Origin of the sequence: Cytobacillus sp. Bac17, assembly GCF_024519925.1 — a bacterium.
Lineage (GTDB): Bacteria > Bacillota > Bacilli > Bacillales > Cytobacillaceae > Cytobacillus > Cytobacillus pseudoceanisediminis.
The window spans coordinates 128,270-147,778 of the sequence record NZ_JALJRC010000011.1 but is presented as its reverse complement, the minus strand read 5'-3'; the positions used below and the strand labels follow the sequence as shown (position 1 = coordinate 147,778).

The following is a 19,509-nucleotide window of genomic DNA, read 5'->3' as shown; positions in this document are numbered from 1 at the left end:
AGAGTGAGTCCGAACTTAGTGCCACTTCGGACAGAAGAAGCAGAAAACAGGGAGAGTGAGTCCGAACCTGGCCGCCGCAGCGGAAAGCATCGTCTACACTCAAAATTAAGAAAATACAAAAAAAACAGAAAAGCGAGGGGAGTATATGAAAACAGAAAAACAAGGAAAGAAAGTGGTAACAGAAAATAAAAAAACAGGGATTGCCCAGAGATTCCTCAATGGAGTTGAGAAGGTCGGCAACAAGCTCCCGGATCCATTTATATTATTTGCCGGGCTCGCAGTGCTAGTGATTATTGTTTCAGCAATCTTTAGCGCCTTTGGGGCTACTGTTGTCCATCCCGGATCTGGAGAGGAGCTGGAAGTTAAGAACCTGGCATCTGCAGAAGGCCTGAATTTCATCCTGACATCCATGCTTGATAACTTCACCGGGTTCGCTCCGCTTGGCCTGGTTCTGTCCATGATGCTCGGGATCGGTCTTGCTGAGAAAGTCGGTATGCTGGATTATGCCATTAAGAAAACGATTTTAAAATCACCGCCTGCATTAATCACGTATACAGTTGTGTTTGTCGGTATTATGGGGAATATCGCTTCAGATGCTGCGATGGTTCTGGTGCCGCCGCTTGCTGCAATGGTTTTCTATAAAATCGGCCGTAACCCGATTGCCGGATTGGCTGCAGGATATGCATCAGCGGGTGCCGGGTTTACCGCAAACCTGCTGATTGCGGGAACGGACGCACTTTTGGCAGGGATTTCAACAGAAGCTGCCAAGATTATAGACGAGAATATTGTCGTTACGCCAATTGATAACTGGTATTTTAATATTGTTTCTGTATTTGTTTTAACCATTGTCGGCGGACTTGTTACGACGAAATTCATTGAACCGCGTCTTGGAGAATATAAAGGCGATGAGGTAAAGGAAGCTATTGCTGAAGATCCGCCTAATGCCGGCAAGGCTTTGCGGAATGCAGCCATTGCCGGGTTTGCCTATATTGCCCTTATTGTGGGAACGATCCTTATACCAAGCAGCCCGTTAACCAATGAAGATGGCGGACTTGTTCCATCTCCATTCCTGGATGGCATTATTCCAATTATTCTGTTCTTCTTCATCATTATTGGTACTGTATATGGTATTACGGTTGGAAACATTAAGAGCAGTAAAGATGTTGCCAACTTTATGGCTGAATCGATGAAGGATATGGCGTCCTATATTGTCTTAATCTTCGCAATCGCCCAATTCATCGCATACTTCAGCTGGTCCAATATCGCTACATGGGTAGCGGTAAATGGGGCAGAATTCCTGAAGGACGTGGAGTTCACCGGAATCGGATTGATTATTGGCTACATCATTTTTACAGCTTCCTTGAACTTCCTGATCACTTCGGGTTCAGCCAAGTGGGCGCTTGAAGCACCTGTGTTTGTGCCAATGTTTATGCAGCTTGGCTATCACCCTGCATTCACGCAAGTGGCATACCGTGTAGCAGATTCATCTACGAATATCGTGACACCGATGATGCCATATATGGTTATCGCCCTGTCGTTTATGCAGAAGTATGATAAAAAAGCGGGAATTGGAACATTCATTTCATTAATGCTTCCGTACTCGGTTACGTTCCTGATCACGTGGATCATTATGCTTTTAGTGTTCGTCTTCTTTGGAATCCCGTTTGGTCCGGGAATCGGTCCTTATCTATAAGAATAGGATGTGGTTAAAAAGTGAGTAATCTTGAAAATCAATTAAAAGAGTGGCGGCGTGATTTTCACCGCTATCCAGAGGGAGGATTTCTGGAAATGCGGACAGCCTCCATTGTCGCATCGATCCTGGATGACCTTGGATTCCAGCTGGAAATGGGCAGGAAGGTAATGGCAGCTGATTATTTTATGGGGAAGCCGAATCAAGAGGAAACAGCCGCACATTATCGATGGGCTCTCGAAAACGGTGCGAAAAAAGAATATATCGAAGCTTTTACAGACGGCTATACAGGCATTGTCGCAACAATGGATACCAAAAAGGATGGCCCGGTGATTGCATTCCGTGTTGATATGGATGCATTGCCGATCCATGAATCAGAGGCAGACAGCCATTTTCCGCAAAAAGAAGGATTCAGGTCTGCAGTTCCAAACACCATGCATGCCTGCGGACATGATGCACATACAACCATCGGGCTTGGCCTGGCAAGCTTAATTGCTGAAAATAAAGACAGCCTTAAGGGGAAAATCAAATTGATTTTTCAGCCTGCCGAGGAAGGCACCCGCGGGGCTCGTTCGATGTCCGAAGCAGGAGTTGTCGATGATGTGGATTATTTAATTGCCTCACATGTCGGTACAGGAGTTCCAGATGGACATTTTGTGGCATCAAAAAACGGATTCCTGGCTACGTCAAAACTTGATGTAACGTTTAAAGGAGTATCTTCCCATGCAGGCGGAAATCCGGAAGAGGGTAAAAACGCTTTGCTCGCCGCGGCTTCTGCTGCTTTGAATATATACGCTATTCCGCGTCATTCAGAAGGGGCGACCCGCATCAACGTGGGTGAAATGCATGCAGGCTCAGGCCGAAATATCATCGCAGATAAAGCGGTGCTGAAGATAGAAACACGCGGGGAAACGACAAAAATTAACGAATATGTCAAAGCCCAGGCCGAAGCTGTTATCGCAGGATCAGCCCAAATGTATGGCGTAGAATACGAGATTCGTACTGTGGGCGAGGCCATTAGTGCTCAAGGTTCAAAAGAGCTGGCATCCGTCTTGCATGCCTGTGCACAAGAAGCTTCCTATATAAAGGAAAGCATCCTTGAAGACAATTCACCTGCAGGCTCTGAGGATGCAACCTTCTTCATGGAGCGTGTTCAGCAAAATGGAGGACAGGCGACATACTGCATTTTCGGTACTGAGCTAGCAGCAGGCCATCATAACGAAAAGTTTGATATTAATGAAGGCACAATGATGAATGCCGTCCGGCTGCTGTTTGAATCTATAAAAAAATTAAATTAAGGAATAGATGAGGCAGAGCAATCTGCCTCATTTTCTTCATGAGATCAGGGAGGAGTGTTGAAAATGAATGAATGGTTGGATAAGTATCTGAAAGCGTTAAATTTAACAGACAGCATGAACCAGGCTGAAGGGTTCTGCCGATTAGGCTACACGGAAGAAGAATGGCGGGCCATTGATGTATTTGTTTCCATTGCTGAGGATATCGGTTTGAAGGTTCGAAGAGATGAAGCGGGGAATGCGATTGCCCGCTGGGAATCTGAAAATTCCTCGCCTGCAGTTGCCACAGGTTCTCATGTGGATACGGTCAAAGGCGGAGGTGGCTATGATGGTGTGGCCGGTGTCCTTTGCGGTCTGGCTGCCGTAAAGAAATTGAAAGAAGAAGGATTCGAACCTGCTTCACCAATTGAAGTCATTTGTTTTGCATCGGAGGAATCATCCCGTTTTGGCGTATCAACCATTGGCAGCAAGGCTATGAGCGGCCTGCTTAATAAGAGCGAAGTGGAGGATGTAACGGATGAGGATGGCATCACCATCCGTCAGGCAGTCGAGGGCATGGGTTTGTCGTGGGAAGCTATTGAAAAGGCTGAACGGCCGGAGTCAGCTCTAAAAAGTTTTATTGAGCTTCACATAGAGCAGGGGACCAGAATTGAAGATGCCGGTGCAGACTTTGGAGCAGTGACGGCAGTTGCCTGCCCAATCCGTTTAAAGGTAATCATCAATGGACAGATGGGGCACACAGGAACGACGCCGATGGGCAAACGAAAGGATGCCTTTGTAGCGGCTGCACCTCTCGTTTCATTCATATCAGAGACAGCTCTTTCTTTATCGGCTTCCAATGCGGTGCCGATTGTAGCGACAGCAAGCACCTTTGAACTAAAGCCGAACGCCATGAATGTGATTCCCGGAACGGTTGAGCTTGGAGTCGATATCCGCAGTGTGGAAGATTCGCTGAAAAAAGAAATGGAGGAGCTCATCCGAGAAAAATGTCTTCAGCTTTCTGAGTCTTTTGGTGTTAAAATAGAAGTAAAAACGCTTGTTCATAATCCATCCGTTCAGCTGGATGAGGCAGTGATGCGGAAATTACAGCAATCAGGTGAAACTTTAGGATACAAAGCCTTGGTGCTTGAAAGCGGTGCTGGCCATGATGTCATGAATATGGCGGCCAAATGGCCTTCAGGGCTTTTATTCATTCCCTGCAAAAATGGGCTCAGCCACCATCCTGAGGAGTTTGCCTCTATTGAAGATCTGAGAATGGGAACAGAGATTATCGCTCAATATTTAAAAAATGAAACAAGCATATAAAGAAGAAGCAGGTGGAAAAGAATGAAGATTCGCGTTGGGGTAGTGGGGCCGGGAGACTCCGTTGGACACATTCTTGCCTTATCGCGTGAATACAGCGAGCTTGAGATGATTCCATACATTTATAAGGAAACAAAAGAAACGGAAAAGATTATCAGGGAACATAAAACGGAAATCGATTTATGGTTTTTCTCCGGACAGGCTCCTTATTATTACGCGCGTTCAAAAGGGCTGATCGGAGAAGAAAACGCGCATTATCCCCCACTATATGGCTCCAGCCTTCTGGGAACACTCCTTGAAGCGCATATCAGGGAAGGCGGATTTCAGCAGGCAAGCCTGGACACCATTCAGGAATCGGAGCTTGATATACTAAAGAATACATACTTTTTAGGGGACTTAAACATCCATACTTTTTCCTACAATGAATACGAGCCGGCAGAGGAAATAATCCGTTTTCATAAGAAGCTTTTTGAGGAAGGGAAGACGGAGGTCGCATTGACTTGTGTCCAGGAGGTACATGACCGGCTGAGGGAACAGGGAATCCCATGCTACCGGGTGGTCCCTTCCCCTGTCGCCATTAAACTTGTACTCCGCTACCTAAGGGAAAGAGGCCAGTCCAATTGGTATAAGCGCTCCCAGATAGCGATTATGGGAATGGAAGTCGTTCACTCTGCAAGCTCACTGGAAGAGCAGCATTTCACCTATGAAATGAAGCGGCATGAGCTGGAAATCAAGCAGGTCATGCTTGATTATGCGGAAAAAGTCCAAGGCTCCTTTGTGCAGATCGGGGATGGTCTATTCTTTATTTATACAACCCGGGGCGAAATGGAAATGCATTTTCAGGAGGCCTCCATGTACTCTCTAATAGAAGAAGCGAAAATCCACAGCAAGCTGAAGGTGAGAATCGGTGTCGGCTACGGGCTGACAGCATATGATGCAGAGCAGAATGTCCGACTCGCCCTCCAATATGCCCGGGATCAGAAAGCTTCGCCTGTGGTTAGTGTCGATGAAACCAAACAAATTAAGGAACACCTCTCCGAAAGCGGCGAAGAGGCGGTCTCCTACCAGCATCGCATTTGGGGAGAGGAATGGGAAGAACGCTTTAAGGGCGCCAAAATCAATCCGGCAATCGTATCCAAAATCGAATACCTATCAAGGCACTATCAAAAAAAGATTGTCACTGCGCAGGAAGTCTCAAGATGGCTGAAAAACACAGAACGCAACTCGAGGAGGATTATGGCGGAGCTCGAGCGGCTGGGGCTTGCCAAAGTGACGGGTGAAGAACAGCCTGGGCAGCGCGGACGGCCGCGGAAGGTTTATGAGTTGAAGCTTTAAGAAACAAAAGCTACTATCCAATCAAACGATTGATTAAATGAAATGAGAAACCCGGCTGATCATTCAGCTGGGTTTTTTGGTCTATTTTTATTTTTAACCGATAGGAGAAAACACCTAGAAGAAATCTCCAAATGGCCGATAAACAGTTTGTACGTATCTTTCAATATTTGTATTGAAATCATGATTACAAGGAGAGGCAGCATGATGAAAAAGCTTAGGGACATTAAGATCGGATGGAAGTATGGAGGCGCACTTCTGATTGTTTTTATCCTGTTCGGTATTGCAGCAGCAATCGTTTTAGGATTGGTTAGGGATATTGGCGATAATGTAAGTGCATTGGAGAAGCGCGGAGACCGGGCTGTCCAGATTACAGAAATGGGATCAATTACGCGGGCGAAGGCCATCAGGGTTTATGAATACTTATATAAGCCCGATACGAAATACATGGATGAATTTCAGGATCGAAGAGAACAATTTGATGATCTGGAAGCAAAGATCAGAGAAAAAATGGATACGGAAGAGAAGTTGGATATGTTTGATAAAATTGTGGCTCAAGATCATAAATTAAATGAAATCTTTTTTAGAAAGCTTGTTCCTGCAATGGACAAAGGAGATAAAGAAGCAAGTGAGCAATTTGCAGAGGAAGCCGGTGACATCCAGCTTGCTACAGTCCAATTATTAGATGAACTCGAGAATATTGTTAATGAGGAGCGGGCACAGGCGGTTAAGGCAACAAAGGAAAGCCAGCTCCACACTTTTAATACTCTCATTATTTCTATGCTGGCCGCCGTTATAATCGGGGCATTGATAACTCTCTTAATCAGCCGAATGGTATCACGCAATCTGAATGAAGTTGTGAGTATAACAAATCGCATCGCAAATGGAGAACTTGACGTTCCGGAGATCCAATACAAAGGAAAAGATGAAATTGGCCATCTGGCAGAGGCTGTAAATGCCATGAGCCATAATCTGCGAATGACGATTCAGCAGGTTTACGAAGTATCGCAGACAGTGAGCAGCCAAAGCGAAGAACTGTCACAGTCAGCTGAGGAAGTGAAGGCAGGATCCCAGCAGGTTGCCTCTACCATGCAGGAGCTCGCATCCGGCTCTGAAGCGCAGGCAACACATGCTTCTAACCTCTCATCTTTTATGGAGACATTCTCAGATAATATGCAGGAAGTCAGTTCAAGTGGAGAAGCTGTGTTTGAATCTTCCAGGAAGGTCATAGAAATGACCGAAAAAGGCAGTCAGCTAATGTCAGCCTCGATTCAGCAAATGGGTATTATTGACACGATTGTCCAAGATGGCGTAGAGAAAATGAAAGGCTTGGATGCCCAATCACAGGAAATTTCGAAACTGGTATCTGTCATTAAGGATATAGCGGACCAGACCAATCTATTGGCGCTGAACGCAGCAATTGAAGCAGCGCGGGCGGGCGAACAGGGCCGCGGGTTTGCTGTTGTTGCAGATGAAGTAAGAAAGCTTGCGGAGGAGGTTACTGTATCAGTAGAAGATATAACGGGCATTGTTTCAAGCATACAGAATGAATCCGCCAATGTCGCAGATTCATTGAAGGGCGGTTATCAGGAAGTCGAGAAAGGCACAAGTCAAATTAAAACAACCGGCGAAACATTTACAGAAATCAGCACTGCAATAAATGAAATGGCGGGCAGCATTCAATCAATCACAGAAAAAATGGAAACCATGGCCGGAAAAAGCCAGCAAATGGGGGCAGCCATTGAGGAAATTGCTTCTGTTTCAGAAGAAGCAGCTGCCGGAATTGAACAAACATCTGCTTCCTCCCAACAGACAAGCAGCAGTATGGAGGAAGTTTCCAGAAGTTCTGAGGAACTTTCGCAAATGGCGGAGGAGCTTAATCGGCTGGTTGGGAGATTTAAATTGTAATAGGGAACCGCCGATGTTTTTCATCGGCGTTTTTTTTATGGTGGCTATATGGTGAGCTTGCAACTTGCATAGGTAATTCTGCAAATAGACTGATTTCTTGCAAATAGAAAACATAATCTGCATATAGACTTAATTATTTTGTATAGTCCTATATGCTTGTCCTGTGATAACCTGAAACTGAAACTGAATTTATTTCTAATTTTTGGAGGTATCCGATGAAAAAGGCAAAAATAGCTGTTATGGTATTGGCATCCTTCTTGCTTCTTTTCGTTTCTTTGCCAACTGGCGCCAGTGCCAGGGTGATGTGGGATGGAGCAGAGCTGAAAAAAGGCCAGATTGGAAGATTGACAGTATTAAAGAACACTGAATTATACAAGTGGGATGGATCTAAAAAGACGCCCTCCAGAACATTGAAGGCAGGGGAAAAGTATAGAATTTATACGTTCCTTCCAGGCAAGCTGGGTTTAGGCGGAGGCTATTACATAGACCGCGATAACAAAGTGAAATATGAAACACCGTCCAATATAAAAGTTCAGGCACTGGGTGTGAACTTTACCAAAAAGTATGCTGGTGACTTTGCTTATCCACAGATTACAAGTTTGGTGGCCAATGCTGCTAAAGACCGCATCAATGCCATTATTAAAAACCACTTTGAAGAATCCTACGCAAATGCCCAAAACCTTGAGGATGAAGAGGAAGAGCATCGATGGGATTACTATTATGACCATGGTTATCACGTACCGGAAGAAGAAGAGTGGATGTACAACTATGAATATAATGTTTCCTATAAGATCAAGTATAATGAGAACAATCTTTTAAGCATATTGGTTTTTGATTATATGTACACAGGCGGAGCACACGGAATGTCAACGGTAACATCTTATAATTTTGACCTGTTCAAGGGTGTTGAGCTGAAGATGTTCGATGTGGCAAAAACCAGCACCGCGAGAAACAAAATTAAGAAGTATGCAATCACTGACATAAAAAATCGGGCGGCACGGGGAGAAATGTTCTTTGCTGAGGACATTAATGATATAACGCTTGCTAATGATAGACCTTTCTATTTCACAAACACCGGCATTGCCATAAAGTTCTATGAATATGAAGTTGCACCGTATGCAGCCGGAATGCCGGAAGTAAAGGTGCCATATAAGGTTTTTAAATAAAGAAAAGGCCCTAATTCAAATAGTGAATTAGGGCCTTTGATATATCAAGCCGTATTCGATTCTGCCTCCAGCTTCTTTAGATGCTTTACCTTTTCAGCCTTACTGTCCTTGGCCTTAGGAACTGTCAGCAAATACTGATTATAAGGCAGCAGCTGTATCACTTTAACCACCCCGATTGTTCCTATCAGAATCACCGCAAAAACAAACGGGAAGTGAATAGTATTCCAAACACTCTTCGGTGCAAGTGATTGGAATGTTAAGAGTACGAAAGGGTGGACAAGATAGATGGCCATCGAGAGACTTCCAATTTTTGCAAGGAACAGTTCTAACCAGCTAATCTTCTTTATATCTTCCCCAATTCCCATCATAAACAGAGTGATAATTGGGATATTAATCATATTGGTTGCCCGGTTTGATGGGGCGGACCCGATGATTTTATATTCCACGACAGCAAGCACTGTAATAATTACGACACCAGCACCTAGCAGTTTCTTGTTTCTTTTTGAGAACTGGCTGAGCGGCTCCCAATAATAAGCTAAAAATCCGCCAAAAATAAAGAAGAATATCCAGGCCGGCAGAAAGGCACGCTGGCTGAGAATAACCTGCCAGATCCCTTCAAACTGTCCCGGGTTATACATCTTTAAGGCATATAGATTGGTTAAGATTGAACCTGCTAATAAGAAAATCCAGCTCTTTCTTGAACGGAACAGCTGAAGGAGCGGAAACAGCAGGTAAAACTGGAAAACAATGGACATAAAATATAGATGGTAAAAGGCATTTCCAAATGCGAAGTTGATCAGGAATAGTCTTTTTCCTGATTCAAACGGATTGGCTCCCTGGAGTATATACATGAACAGGAGATAGAAAATGCTCCAAAATATAAAAGGGACACCAATTTTCGTAAAACGGCTCAAAGCAAATTTCTTTAACTTAAATCCCCGTGTACGGGTTTGATAAAAGAGAAGAAATCCGCTGATCAGAGCAAAAATAGGTGTACCGAAACGGCTAATTTGATTGATGAAAAGAGTCAGTTCATTATAGGTTTCGCCATTCTCATAATAATAGGAGGCTGAAACGTGAACTAAAAGTACCCAGATACAGGCAATAGCCCGCAAATAGTGGATCTCTTGAATATGTGCTTTTGGTTTGCCCATGTCTTTCACATCCTTGCAGTAGTAAGGAATTTATTCACCACTACATCGTATATGAAATACAGGGGCACGTCCTGAATGTTATCATACTTTAATCATAAAGTAGCTTTTTGTTAATAAAGCATCCAAAGATAGGGAATTACTAAAAAAATTTACAGATTTCTATATATCAAATGATAGTTGAATGTATGATTCTTGAGATGGAGCCTGTTCTTCCTGCTTCCGATTTTTCGAGCGGCTGCTTACTGCCTCTAAAATAAACAATTTGTCCTGAGGGGATAATAAACTCCAACTGCCTGCTTTTATTTTCATCGAAAAACAACTCCTTTTAAAAAAATTTCAAATCCCAATTTTTAGTTATTACGTATATACCGCCATTTTAATAGATTAAAACAACAAAAATTCCAACAAAATCTGCGCTATCATGCACAGGTTTTGTTGGAATCCATCGAAATTATTTAAACAATTCTCCAATTAAATTATTCTCCAGCAGAAATTCAGATAGTTGAATTTCTTTTACAAGCTGTTCATACGTTTTTTTACAGGCGTTAACTGACACTTTTTCTCCGGTTTTGTTGTCTGTGCAAATACCATCCTGAAATACCCCATTATGTGAAGCGGCATAATCATATTGTTCCGAATAAAACGAGTATGGGGTCGTTTCATAGGCAAAGCCGGCAAACCCTTCTTTTTTGATATCAAGCGATGATCCTAAATGTGCAAGCGGCTGCTCGATGCCAATCAGGGAAGCAAGAGTAGGGAAGATGTCCATTTGGCTTCCTGTCATCTCATTCTTAACAGCTGTGGTCTGTCCTGGATGGTGAATGATCAGCGGAACATTGAATTGCTCTTTCTGATCGAAGCTTACGTCAAGCAGCTGGTGAATCTCATCCTTATCCTTTGGAATAGGCCCGTAATGATCTCCGTACACAACAAAGATTGTATCATCCCATATTTTTTCTTCTTTTAATTTTTCGATAAAGTGACCAATAGCCCTGTCAAAATAATGAGTAGCCTGCAGGTAGTTGCCAGTTAATGTTTCTGTATATTCTGCAGGAAGATTCAAAGATTGATATTTATCCGGCAGATCAAATGGTCGATGATTGGTCAGGCTAACTATAAAGCTGTAGAATGGCTTTTCCTCTTCCTTATAAATATCAATCATCTGATTAAACATGCTTTTGTCCGAAACGCCCATTCCGATAACTTCATTTTCTTTAATTTTTATATGTTCAGTGCTGTAAAAGTTATCAAAGCCCTGGCTGGGATAGGCCATTCTGCGGTTCCAGAATTCAGGTGAATTTCCATGGGCAGCATTTGCTGTATATCCTTCCCTCTTTAGCACTTGAGGAAGCGAGATGAAATTATTTTTTGGATAGGTTTTATAAACCCCCATATCGGCAATTGGATATAAAGAATTATTTGCAACAAACTCCGCATCTGAAGTATTGCCTCTGCCAATTTGAAGGTAGATATTCGGATAATAATGGCTGATGCTGATTAGCTCATTCAGATGCGGAGTAATTTCCTTGCCATTTACTTTTAAGCCAATTGGAAATTCATTGAGTGATTCAGCCTGCACCATGATTATATTTTTTCCTTCAAACATTCCGTAATAGGGGGATGCTTTTAAAAGCTCCTGCTTTTCTTTGAAATAATCTTCAATAATCTCCAATTCAGACTTTTCCTCAGCGGTTATTTCCTTGGCTGCAGCCTGGTTATAGTATGTTCTCGAAAGATCATAGATATGGGCTGGCAGAATGCCAGTAAGGGAAACCTTATATTGATCGGAAAAAGTATTTTTCAGCGGATAAAAGGCAGCGAATAAAATAAAAGCAGTGCCTGCGGCTAACATAGCTGATCCGATGAATGGATGCCTGGCCTTTCTATCTATCCTGGAAAAAACATAAAGGACCAGCAGAGCGGCAGGGATGTCTATCCAATACCAGATATCACTAACGTAAACAAGGGATGCAATCGAGTCCTTTACATCCCCGAGCTGATTGGCCTGCTGTATTAGCTGGATATGTAGAATGGCGTCGTAATAACGTTCATAAAGTACATCTGCATATAAAAGGAACGAGAAAAGCAGGTAAACAATTAAGGTCAGAGCTGTCTGGACTCTCTTTTTACTGAAAAATAACAAACCTGCCAGTACAGCCCCCAGCCCGGAGGAAGACAATAAAATCAGTTTCTTATGCGGGTTAAGCTCCAATTCATAGATAAAGTAAAAGGTCTTTAATGCCCAGCATAAGCTGAAAAAACCTGCCAGCAAAGCTAGAGACAGGAGAGCTGGATAGTGCTTCTTTATTAACTTCATTTTCCCCCACCTTTAAAAGCCTTTTACAAAATCTTAACACTTAATTTACAGGAAATTAATAAAAATATTCTGACACCATTCGCGGGTTTGTCGAATCCATCAACTATAGGACTTTTAAACTGTTTTTTTACAAACTATCAAACAAATCTTAATATTTTTAATATATAATATCCCTGTAATAATAAACTTTAATTTTAGGAGGTTTATAATGAGATTTCTGAAAAAAGGCTATATTGCCCTGGTATCCGCCATGGTTATTTCATCTGGATTCAGCGGGGCATTTGCTGTGAAGGCAGAAGGGAATACGGATGCCAACACTAAAAAGATTACCATTCTGCATACGAATGATTCCCACGGCCGTGCGATTGAAGGCGAATTTGATGGAATGGGGTTTGCAAAGCTTTCAACTCTTGTAAAGCAATATGAAAGTAAAAACCCAAATACATTGCTTTTAGATGCAGGTGATACACTGCACGGGACCACCTTTGCCACACTAAGCAAAGGAGAAAGCATTGTCAATGTTATGAATAAAGTTGGCTATGATGGAATGGCTGCCGGAAACCATGATTTTAACTATGGCTATGAAAGATTAATGGAACTGAAAGACAAAATGCTGTTCCCGCTTTTAAGCGCGAATGTTCGCAAGCAGGATGGCAATCAGCTTCTGAAGCCATATGAAATTAAAGAAGTAGACGGATTGAAATTAGGAATCTTTGGGCTATCCACACCGGAGACTCATTATAAAACTCATCCTAAAAATGTTGAAGGTCTATCTTTTACTGATCCGGTAAAAGAAGCTCAGGCAATGGTTGCGGAATTGAAAGCTCAAAAGGTTGATATGATTATTGCGGTGACTCATTTAGGGATCGATGAGTCCAGTACGGATACTTCCATTAAGGTAGCAAAGGGTGCACCTGGCATTGACCTGATTGTCGATGGGCATAGCCATTCTACCCTGGTAGAAGGCTTAAAGGGTGAAAATGATACACTGATTGTAAGTGCTGGTGAATATACGAAAAATCTTGGCGTTGTGGAACTGACATTTGAGAATAATGAACTCAAGAGCACAACAGCTGGCTTAATTACCAAAGAACAAACTGCAGCAATAGAAGAGGATCCGGCGGTTAAAGAAGTAATCGATGAAATTCAAACAGCTCAAGAAGAAATTCTGTCGGAGGTCATTGGCAAAACGGCTGTAAAACTAGATGGGGAACGTGAACAAGTTCGTGCAGGAGAAACAAATCTCGGAAACTTAATTACCGATGCCATGGTGGACATGACGGGTGCTGATATGGCCATTACCAATGGCGGCGGAATTCGTGCGTCAATCGGTGAAGGTGAAATTACAAAAGGCGATGTTATTACAGTCCTGCCTTTTGGAAACTATATTGTTACTAAAAAGCTTACAGGTGCTCAAATTAAAGCAGGAATTGAAAATGGTGTGAATGCGTACCCTGATGCAAAAGGGGCATTCCCGCATGTTTCCGGTTTAACATTTGTCATTGATGCATCCAAAGCAGCTGGAAGTCGAGTGCAGGACATGAAAATCAAAGGTGCTCCGGTAGAGATGAACAAAGAATATCTCGTTGCAACGAATGATTTCATGGCAAGCGGCGGGGATGAGTATACATCTTTCAAAGACAGTGCGATTGTCAATGAATTCCCAGCACTAGACGAAGCGCTGATCGCATATATTCAAAAAATCGGCACTGTAAATACAAAAGCTGAAGGCCGTATTACAGCAAAAACTCCGGAGGAACCTGAAGAAGGCGGCAATAAGCCGGCTCGTAAAGTTTATTGGGATGGAGCATTGATGAACAAAGGCCAAATTGGACGCATTACGGTTCAAAAACCTATTAACCTTTGGAAGCGCACAGCTGACAATAAGCTTCAGCTTGTTCGTGTTTTAAAGCCTGGGCAGGTTTACCGTGTCTACAACTATGACTCTAATTACTTTGGCCAGTATGGAGTTGGATCTGGACATTACATCACCAACATGAAAGGGTATGTGAAGTACGAAACTCCATCTAAAAAGAAGCTTGAAGAATTGAATGGAAAATAAAAATAGGGAAAGCTGCCAATTTGACAGGCAGCTTTCCCTGTTTTTATACAGTAATTTATACCTATTTTACAGAATAAGGGTTTTGTTTGTAACAATTTTGTAATATTATTGAAATATAAGTAATGAAAGGGTGGTATTAATGAAAAAAGTTTTGATTTCAAGTTTCCTTATTGCTTCAGGATTTTTTGGGATTATGGGAGGGTCTGATGAAGTCTCAGCAGCTTCCAATGATACAAGGCCATCGGTTATATGGGATAATGCCAGATTAGTAGAAGGCCAAATTGGCAAGGTTACTATTCTTAAAGATACAGGCAGGCTAATGAAAGAAAGCCACGGGGACCTCAAGCTGTCAGGCACTCTAAAGAAAGGTAATACATATCGGGTTTATTCCTATGAAATCATCGATGGTGTCTATTATTATGGCGTAGGAGCAGGTGTTTATATAAAGAACTCTTCAGATATTTTTTACAAAACTCCTTCGGCCATAAAGAAAAGGCAAATGGCTGATTTGGTTATGATTAAATCAGACCTTCTTACAGATGCGGTGAACGGGAAGCTAAAAGGGCAGGATTTTATTATTAAGAAAAATACGATTGACGAAGTGAAGGAGAAATTGGGAGAGCCATATGAGGAAGGTCTGTTTGAAGGCTCAAGGTATTATCAGTACGGTAAGAAGCATGTATATTTTACTGTGTTGCCGGACGGGAAAGAGTTATTATCTTCAAAGTATTTAGTTGACTCTGTGTCCGATATTTCACCCCTGTATGTAAAAAACAGGCTGGGAAGCGCTTCTATCTATAGAGAAGAATATTCTGAGAAAGACGGAACATGGAATCTTGTCTATAAAACGGGGAATAATTTAATAAACTTTGTTTTCAGCGGAACTGAGGGCAAAGAAAGATTAATATATATACATCTGGTGCAGCAAAAGTAGTTTATTTAACGGAGCATCAGAAATATTCTATATTTATTTTAAAAGTGCCTTGAGCGGCACTTTTTCTTTTGCTTGTGAGCAATTGACTAATTTCTAGAAATTTCGACTCTATACTGGCAATTATTACAATCTCTTATATAATAAAAGAAAGTTCAATAACGGAGGAACAGCAATGTTATACCATGTGCAGCTTATAAAAGGGATCCTCTATCCAAATACCTATCTTTATCAATTGGCAAAAGCAGAGAAAATCACCGGGCTTTATATAAGATTCCTGCTGCTCTTGGCTGCTGGAGCCATTATTTATCTGGCGGCAGCTTATACAGGATATGGCATGGATATTGTATCTAATGAAATTTCAAATGTATCCAATGAAGAATTGGAAACGAAGAAGCTATTCGTAGGCATTGGGAAAATAGTATGGGGAATCGTTTTTACTCTGCTGATATTCTTTATCCCAGCCATTTTTTATTGGACCTTAATGGATACAGAATTTGTGAAATTGCTAGTTATGCAGCTTTTTGTTTTAGCTGTTTTATTAATAGAAAAAGGCCTGACTCTTGTTCTTCAGATTAGCTTTGGGCTTGATAGGGTGTCCTCACCTTTCAGTTTCGGTGTAATGACGCAATATTTGACAGATAGCCGTTTGCTTATTCACCTCGCTGGCACCATCACTCTTTTTCAAGTATGGGTCATATTCTTCCAATATACGAACCTTAAGGCATTTTCGCCGCGAAGTCCAAAGTGGATCCTGCTGATCGTGATAATTGTCAACCTGGTTGGATGGATCATGACATCTACCATTTACTACCTTGAATTTGAAAAACTTATATAATGGCGGTGTTATTGTGAAAAGAGCTTGGGTACTTAGAATCCTGGTTGCATGTATAGGGATCTTTATAGCCGCAAATCTTTATCTGGCATTAAAGCCAGACAGCAAAGTGGAAAAGGCAGCATACATAAATAAATGGCAGTCCGTATCGAAAGAGAATCTAATAGATTCTTTTGCCAAAAAGGGTGTAGTTGCTCCTGCGGAAGAATATCAGGTCTATTATGATGAGCGGCAAGGGGTATTTAATCAGTTTTTGGTTAAAGAGGGAGACAGCATTACTCCGGGAACAGGTTTGTTTGAATATCAGCCGGAAGACCTTGAAGCTGAGAAAGAAAGGCTGAATTCGGAAGCGGAAAAACTGGAAAACCAGATAGATGATTTAGAAGATCATATTGATGATTTAGAAACATATAAAAGAACACTTATTTTTGATGAAGAAGAGAAAGGCAGTGAAGCAACGGTCACTTCCAGCTTAGATAGGGACATACACGAAAAGGAGCTTCAAGTCAGCCTGCTGGAACGTGAGCTGGAAATGACTGAAAATCAGCTGGGTTACTTGGAAGATCAGCCAGGCAGTGTAACCGTGCAGAGCAATTTCTCAGGTACTATCAGTGAGATTGACCGTTCCCTTGATAATCCGATCATTACCATCACTTCAGATTCTTCCCTGGTAAACGGGGAACTAACATTAGATGAGAGAATGCAAACATCCATCGGCATGAAAGTCCTGGTTTCAGCAAAAGGCTTTAAAGGAGAGGGCAGCATTATTAATCTGGCATCTCTTCCAAAGAGCGGAGCTTCCCTTGATAAGGAAAGTGCTTATCCCTTCTCGGTTCAGTTAAATGAGGACGCAACAGAGATTTTAAAAGGCACGCCTGTCCATATCGAGGTTGTCACCGATGAGATTGAAGGGGCTGTAACAATTCCCTCCAAGGTGATTAAAAAAGAGAAAGATGCATCATATGTATGGGTGATTTCAACTGCAGGGAAGCTTGAGAGAAGACAAATAAAGAGCGGCCTGCAAGTGAATGGGAAAACAGAAATTAAAGATGGCCTGGAAAAAGGTGAATGGATTGTGAAGGATAAAGGCATCCATAAAGACTTTGACGGAACAGCTGCAGCAACATCCTTCAAAACGAAACATTTAAGTAAAAAGGAAATCAGCAGCCTGAAAAACAAGACCAAATGGAAGTACATTTTAAAAGGGTTTGTCACCAGATAAATAGTATTGTGAAAAGCCTGGGCCGATGCTCGGGCTTTTCATTTGGTTTTGCACATGTTAGACCTGGTCTCGTAATGATCGTAAATATAAACTGTGCAAATAAAATTAGAAATCCTGCAAATAGAGTTAGAGAAATTGCAAATAAGCAGGGGGAACTTGCAAATAGAACGGAATTTTTGCAAATAAACTGCGTTATTCTGCAAATAGAGCCCCCTATACCCGCACTAGCAAAAAAAAGACCGTCCAGTATACCCGGACGGCAATAAATTGGAGAATTGGATGATGTTCGTAAAGTGACGAACTTCCGTAAGTATTAAATACTCATAAGCCTATTAAAACATATTATAAAAAAGGCTGGATTTCCTCTAAGGTCCGATTTTTAGTTAATTATATATCTTTTAATAGACTACATAAGCTTTTATAATAAAAATATAATAATTGGAATATTTTTTGGAGAGTGGAAACATTGGATTTTTCTGTTATAGGAGATAAGATAAAGGAACTGCGCAGAATACAAAGAATCACTCAAAAGGAGCTGGCAGAAGATATCTGTACGCAGGCGCAGATCAGTAAACTGGAGAATGGAGAAGTGATTCCATGTGCATCAACCCTTTTTTTAATATCTCAAAAACTGGGCATTGACGTGAATTATTTCTTCAATATTGGCTTAACACCGAGGCTGGATTATGTGGAAGAAGTGGCCAGACAGCTGAAAATTGCAAGGCGGAATTTCAGATATAAAGAAATGGAAGAGATAGTGGAAATGGAAGAAAGGAATCCGCTTTTTTATCAAAACCCGAAATACTTGCAGCTGCTCATTTGGCACAAGGGGATAAGTCTTTATCACGTTCATTCTGACTTCGAGCGTTCTCTGGAGACCCTTGATAAAGCTCTGTCTTTAACTAATAAAAAAGTTTGGACCGAACAGGAGATGGAGATTCTCTTAAGCAAAGGAATTGTCTGCTTCGAGAATAATCAGCTTGATGAAGCTATTCGGATATATGAAATGGTCTATAAAGAGATGGAAAAACTCCCCGATTTCCGTGATTATATTGTAAAAGTAAAGCTTCTCTATAATATGGCCAGGACCTTCACTCGAAAAGGACTATATGAAAAATCAACAGAATTGTGTATGGAGGGCATTGAATGGAGCATCGAAAAAGATAACCTCTTTTTAGTTGGCGAGCTTCACTACCATATTGGTTATAATTTTGAACTCCAGGAAGATTTTTATTCAGCTCAAGATTATATGAAAAAAGCCTTGCTGATTTTTGACCTTCAGAAGGATCATAAATATTCGGATTATATTAATGGCAAGTTAATCAAGTGGAAGGAAGAAAATCTCATAAAAAATACCTGATGCTCATCTGCAAACATCAGGTATCCTTTGTCATCAATGCTGGTACACACATGTGTTGATGCCGATGATTTTTAGAAACTCTTTTATTTTAGTAAACGACTGGTTTTTAAATCCTTCTGGTATGGTTAGTTCAGTTACATACGCCATTTTTCTCTTTGCGTTAGCATTAAGTTCTGTTAATTCTTCATGGTTGTTATAAACCATTCTTGCCAATTCTTCATTTTGTTCTTCTTCACAAGTATAGATAACCGCTTCTCCAACTTTCATTGATGCGTTTCTAAAGTAGAATGAAAAAATGATCGCACTTTCGTTCTCGATAAACTTTGGCTGGATTTTCATATCAAGATCCATACCCTTTCACCCTCCCTGCATCTTTATGCCCTTATCATAACAAAAATAGTTCCTTTTGCTGATTGAAATCTAAAGGTGAATTAGATAGTGGAATGAATATTTATTATGAAAAAGTAAGGTTTTCATATAAAATTATAACTATAGGAATATTCCTGAAAGAATAAAATGGCCCCCTTCAACCTGTAAAAGAAGGGAATTTATGTTTGCTTGTTGAATTTGAGCAGTAAGCAGGTTTTTATTGCAAAAAAATAGACACTTCAGATGAAGTGCCCCAATTTGAGATTAATAAGACAAGGGTTAAGCCCTTTGAAATCCTAACAGGTATGCAGTGGAAATTAGAATATAGTTGGAAGCTCTTGAGTTGTTACTCCGCCACCGCCGTTATTTCCGGCAGCAAAAGTAATGCCTGCAGCTCCAAATACAAAAGTGAATACAGCCATCATGACCAATAAACGTTTTTTCATGAAAATTCCTCCTAGCTTTTTAAAATTAAGGAACTAACTATATTAAACCATAAATAATCCTGAAGCATTTTTCGTATATTTTTTTAATTTTACCAGTATACTTTGTCTTATATCCTTTTT

At 41.4% G+C, this 19,509-nt stretch carries 17 protein-coding genes; 12 read left to right on the top strand and 5 right to left on the bottom strand.

Features of this window, described 5'->3' with window-relative positions:
• From NR125_RS15075 to NR125_RS15045, 7 genes are all read left to right on the top strand, one after another.
• The coding region (locus tag NR125_RS15075; RefSeq protein WP_256815614.1) for a hypothetical protein at positions 1-189 on the top strand (189 nt) is incomplete at its 5' end.
• On the top strand, positions 146-1,693 hold the full coding sequence (locus tag NR125_RS15070) for an AbgT family transporter (RefSeq protein WP_071158403.1): 1,548 nt from the start codon (positions 146-148) through the stop codon (positions 1,691-1,693). The genes NR125_RS15075 and NR125_RS15070, both read left to right, overlap by 44 nt.
• A 20-nt stretch (positions 1,694-1,713) precedes the next feature.
• Positions 1,714-2,988, top strand: coding sequence for a M20 family metallo-hydrolase (locus NR125_RS15065; protein ID WP_009332028.1), 1,275 nt, complete (start codon positions 1,714-1,716; stop codon positions 2,986-2,988).
• A 63-nt stretch (positions 2,989-3,051) separates the two neighbouring features.
• Entirely contained in the window at positions 3,052-4,290 is a 1,239-nt protein-coding gene (locus tag NR125_RS15060; protein ID WP_256815613.1) for a M20 family metallo-hydrolase, read from the top strand.
• Positions 4,291-4,311: 21 nt separating this feature from the next.
• Positions 4,312-5,622: a helix-turn-helix domain-containing protein gene (locus tag NR125_RS15055; RefSeq protein WP_009332026.1), complete on the top strand. Its 1,311-nt coding sequence runs from the start codon at positions 4,312-4,314 to the stop codon at positions 5,620-5,622.
• Positions 5,623-5,823: 201 nt separating this feature from the next.
• A complete protein-coding gene (locus tag NR125_RS15050; RefSeq protein ID WP_256815612.1) occupies positions 5,824-7,527 on the top strand; it encodes a methyl-accepting chemotaxis protein in 1,704 nt (567 codons plus the stop codon).
• A 215-nt stretch (positions 7,528-7,742) separates the two neighbouring features.
• Positions 7,743-8,693, top strand: a complete 951-nt coding sequence (locus NR125_RS15045) for a DUF3298 and DUF4163 domain-containing protein (RefSeq protein ID WP_256815611.1) — start codon at positions 7,743-7,745, stop codon at positions 8,691-8,693.
• A 44-nt stretch (positions 8,694-8,737) separates the two neighbouring features.
• Here the strand turns inward: NR125_RS15045 and NR125_RS15040 are convergent, their stop codons facing one another.
• The 3 genes from NR125_RS15040 to NR125_RS15030 all read right to left on the bottom strand — a co-directional run bounded on the left by NR125_RS15040 (position 8,738) and on the right by NR125_RS15030 (position 12,164).
• The gene (locus NR125_RS15040; RefSeq protein ID WP_251156723.1) at positions 8,738-9,847 is read right to left on the bottom strand and encodes an acyltransferase; all 1,110 of its coding nucleotides are present in this window, start codon (positions 9,845-9,847) and stop codon (positions 8,738-8,740) included.
• Between the two features lie 159 nt (positions 9,848-10,006).
• Positions 10,007-10,156, bottom strand: a complete 150-nt coding sequence (locus tag NR125_RS15035; RefSeq protein WP_157380180.1) for a hypothetical protein — start codon at positions 10,154-10,156, stop codon at positions 10,007-10,009.
• Positions 10,157-10,298: 142 nt separating this feature from the next.
• A complete protein-coding gene (locus NR125_RS15030) occupies positions 10,299-12,164 on the bottom strand; it encodes an LTA synthase family protein (protein WP_256815610.1) in 1,866 nt (621 codons plus the stop codon).
• 208 nt (positions 12,165-12,372) lie between these two features.
• On the opposite strand from NR125_RS15030, the gene NR125_RS15025 reads away from it, so the two are divergent.
• The 5 genes from NR125_RS15025 (at position 12,373) to NR125_RS15005 (ending at position 18,574) form a co-directional block, all read left to right on the top strand.
• A complete protein-coding gene (locus tag NR125_RS15025; protein WP_256815609.1) occupies positions 12,373-14,226 on the top strand; it encodes a bifunctional metallophosphatase/5'-nucleotidase in 1,854 nt (617 codons plus the stop codon).
• Between the two features lie 139 nt (positions 14,227-14,365).
• Positions 14,366-15,160, top strand: a complete 795-nt coding sequence (locus NR125_RS15020; RefSeq protein WP_009332020.1) for a DUF4309 domain-containing protein — start codon at positions 14,366-14,368, stop codon at positions 15,158-15,160.
• A gap of 172 nt (positions 15,161-15,332) precedes the next feature.
• Positions 15,333-15,995: a hypothetical protein gene (locus NR125_RS15015; protein WP_009332019.1), complete on the top strand. Its 663-nt coding sequence runs from the start codon at positions 15,333-15,335 to the stop codon at positions 15,993-15,995.
• 13 nt (positions 15,996-16,008) lie between these two features.
• Positions 16,009-17,214: an efflux RND transporter periplasmic adaptor subunit gene (locus NR125_RS15010; RefSeq protein ID WP_251156725.1), complete on the top strand. Its 1,206-nt coding sequence runs from the start codon at positions 16,009-16,011 to the stop codon at positions 17,212-17,214.
• Positions 17,215-17,680: 466 nt separating this feature from the next.
• On the top strand, positions 17,681-18,574 hold the full coding sequence (locus tag NR125_RS15005; RefSeq protein WP_009332017.1) for a helix-turn-helix domain-containing protein: 894 nt from the start codon (positions 17,681-17,683) through the stop codon (positions 18,572-18,574).
• A 33-nt stretch (positions 18,575-18,607) separates the two neighbouring features.
• Here NR125_RS15005 and NR125_RS15000 read toward each other — a convergent pair whose 3' ends face one another.
• Positions 18,608-18,925: a hypothetical protein gene (locus tag NR125_RS15000; protein ID WP_009332016.1), complete on the bottom strand. Its 318-nt coding sequence runs from the start codon at positions 18,923-18,925 to the stop codon at positions 18,608-18,610.
• 335 nt (positions 18,926-19,260) lie between these two features.
• Complete coding sequence (locus NR125_RS14995) at positions 19,261-19,389, bottom strand: hypothetical protein (RefSeq protein ID WP_256815608.1); 129 nt, start codon at positions 19,387-19,389, stop codon at positions 19,261-19,263.
• Between the last annotated feature and the right edge of the window lie 120 nt (positions 19,390-19,509).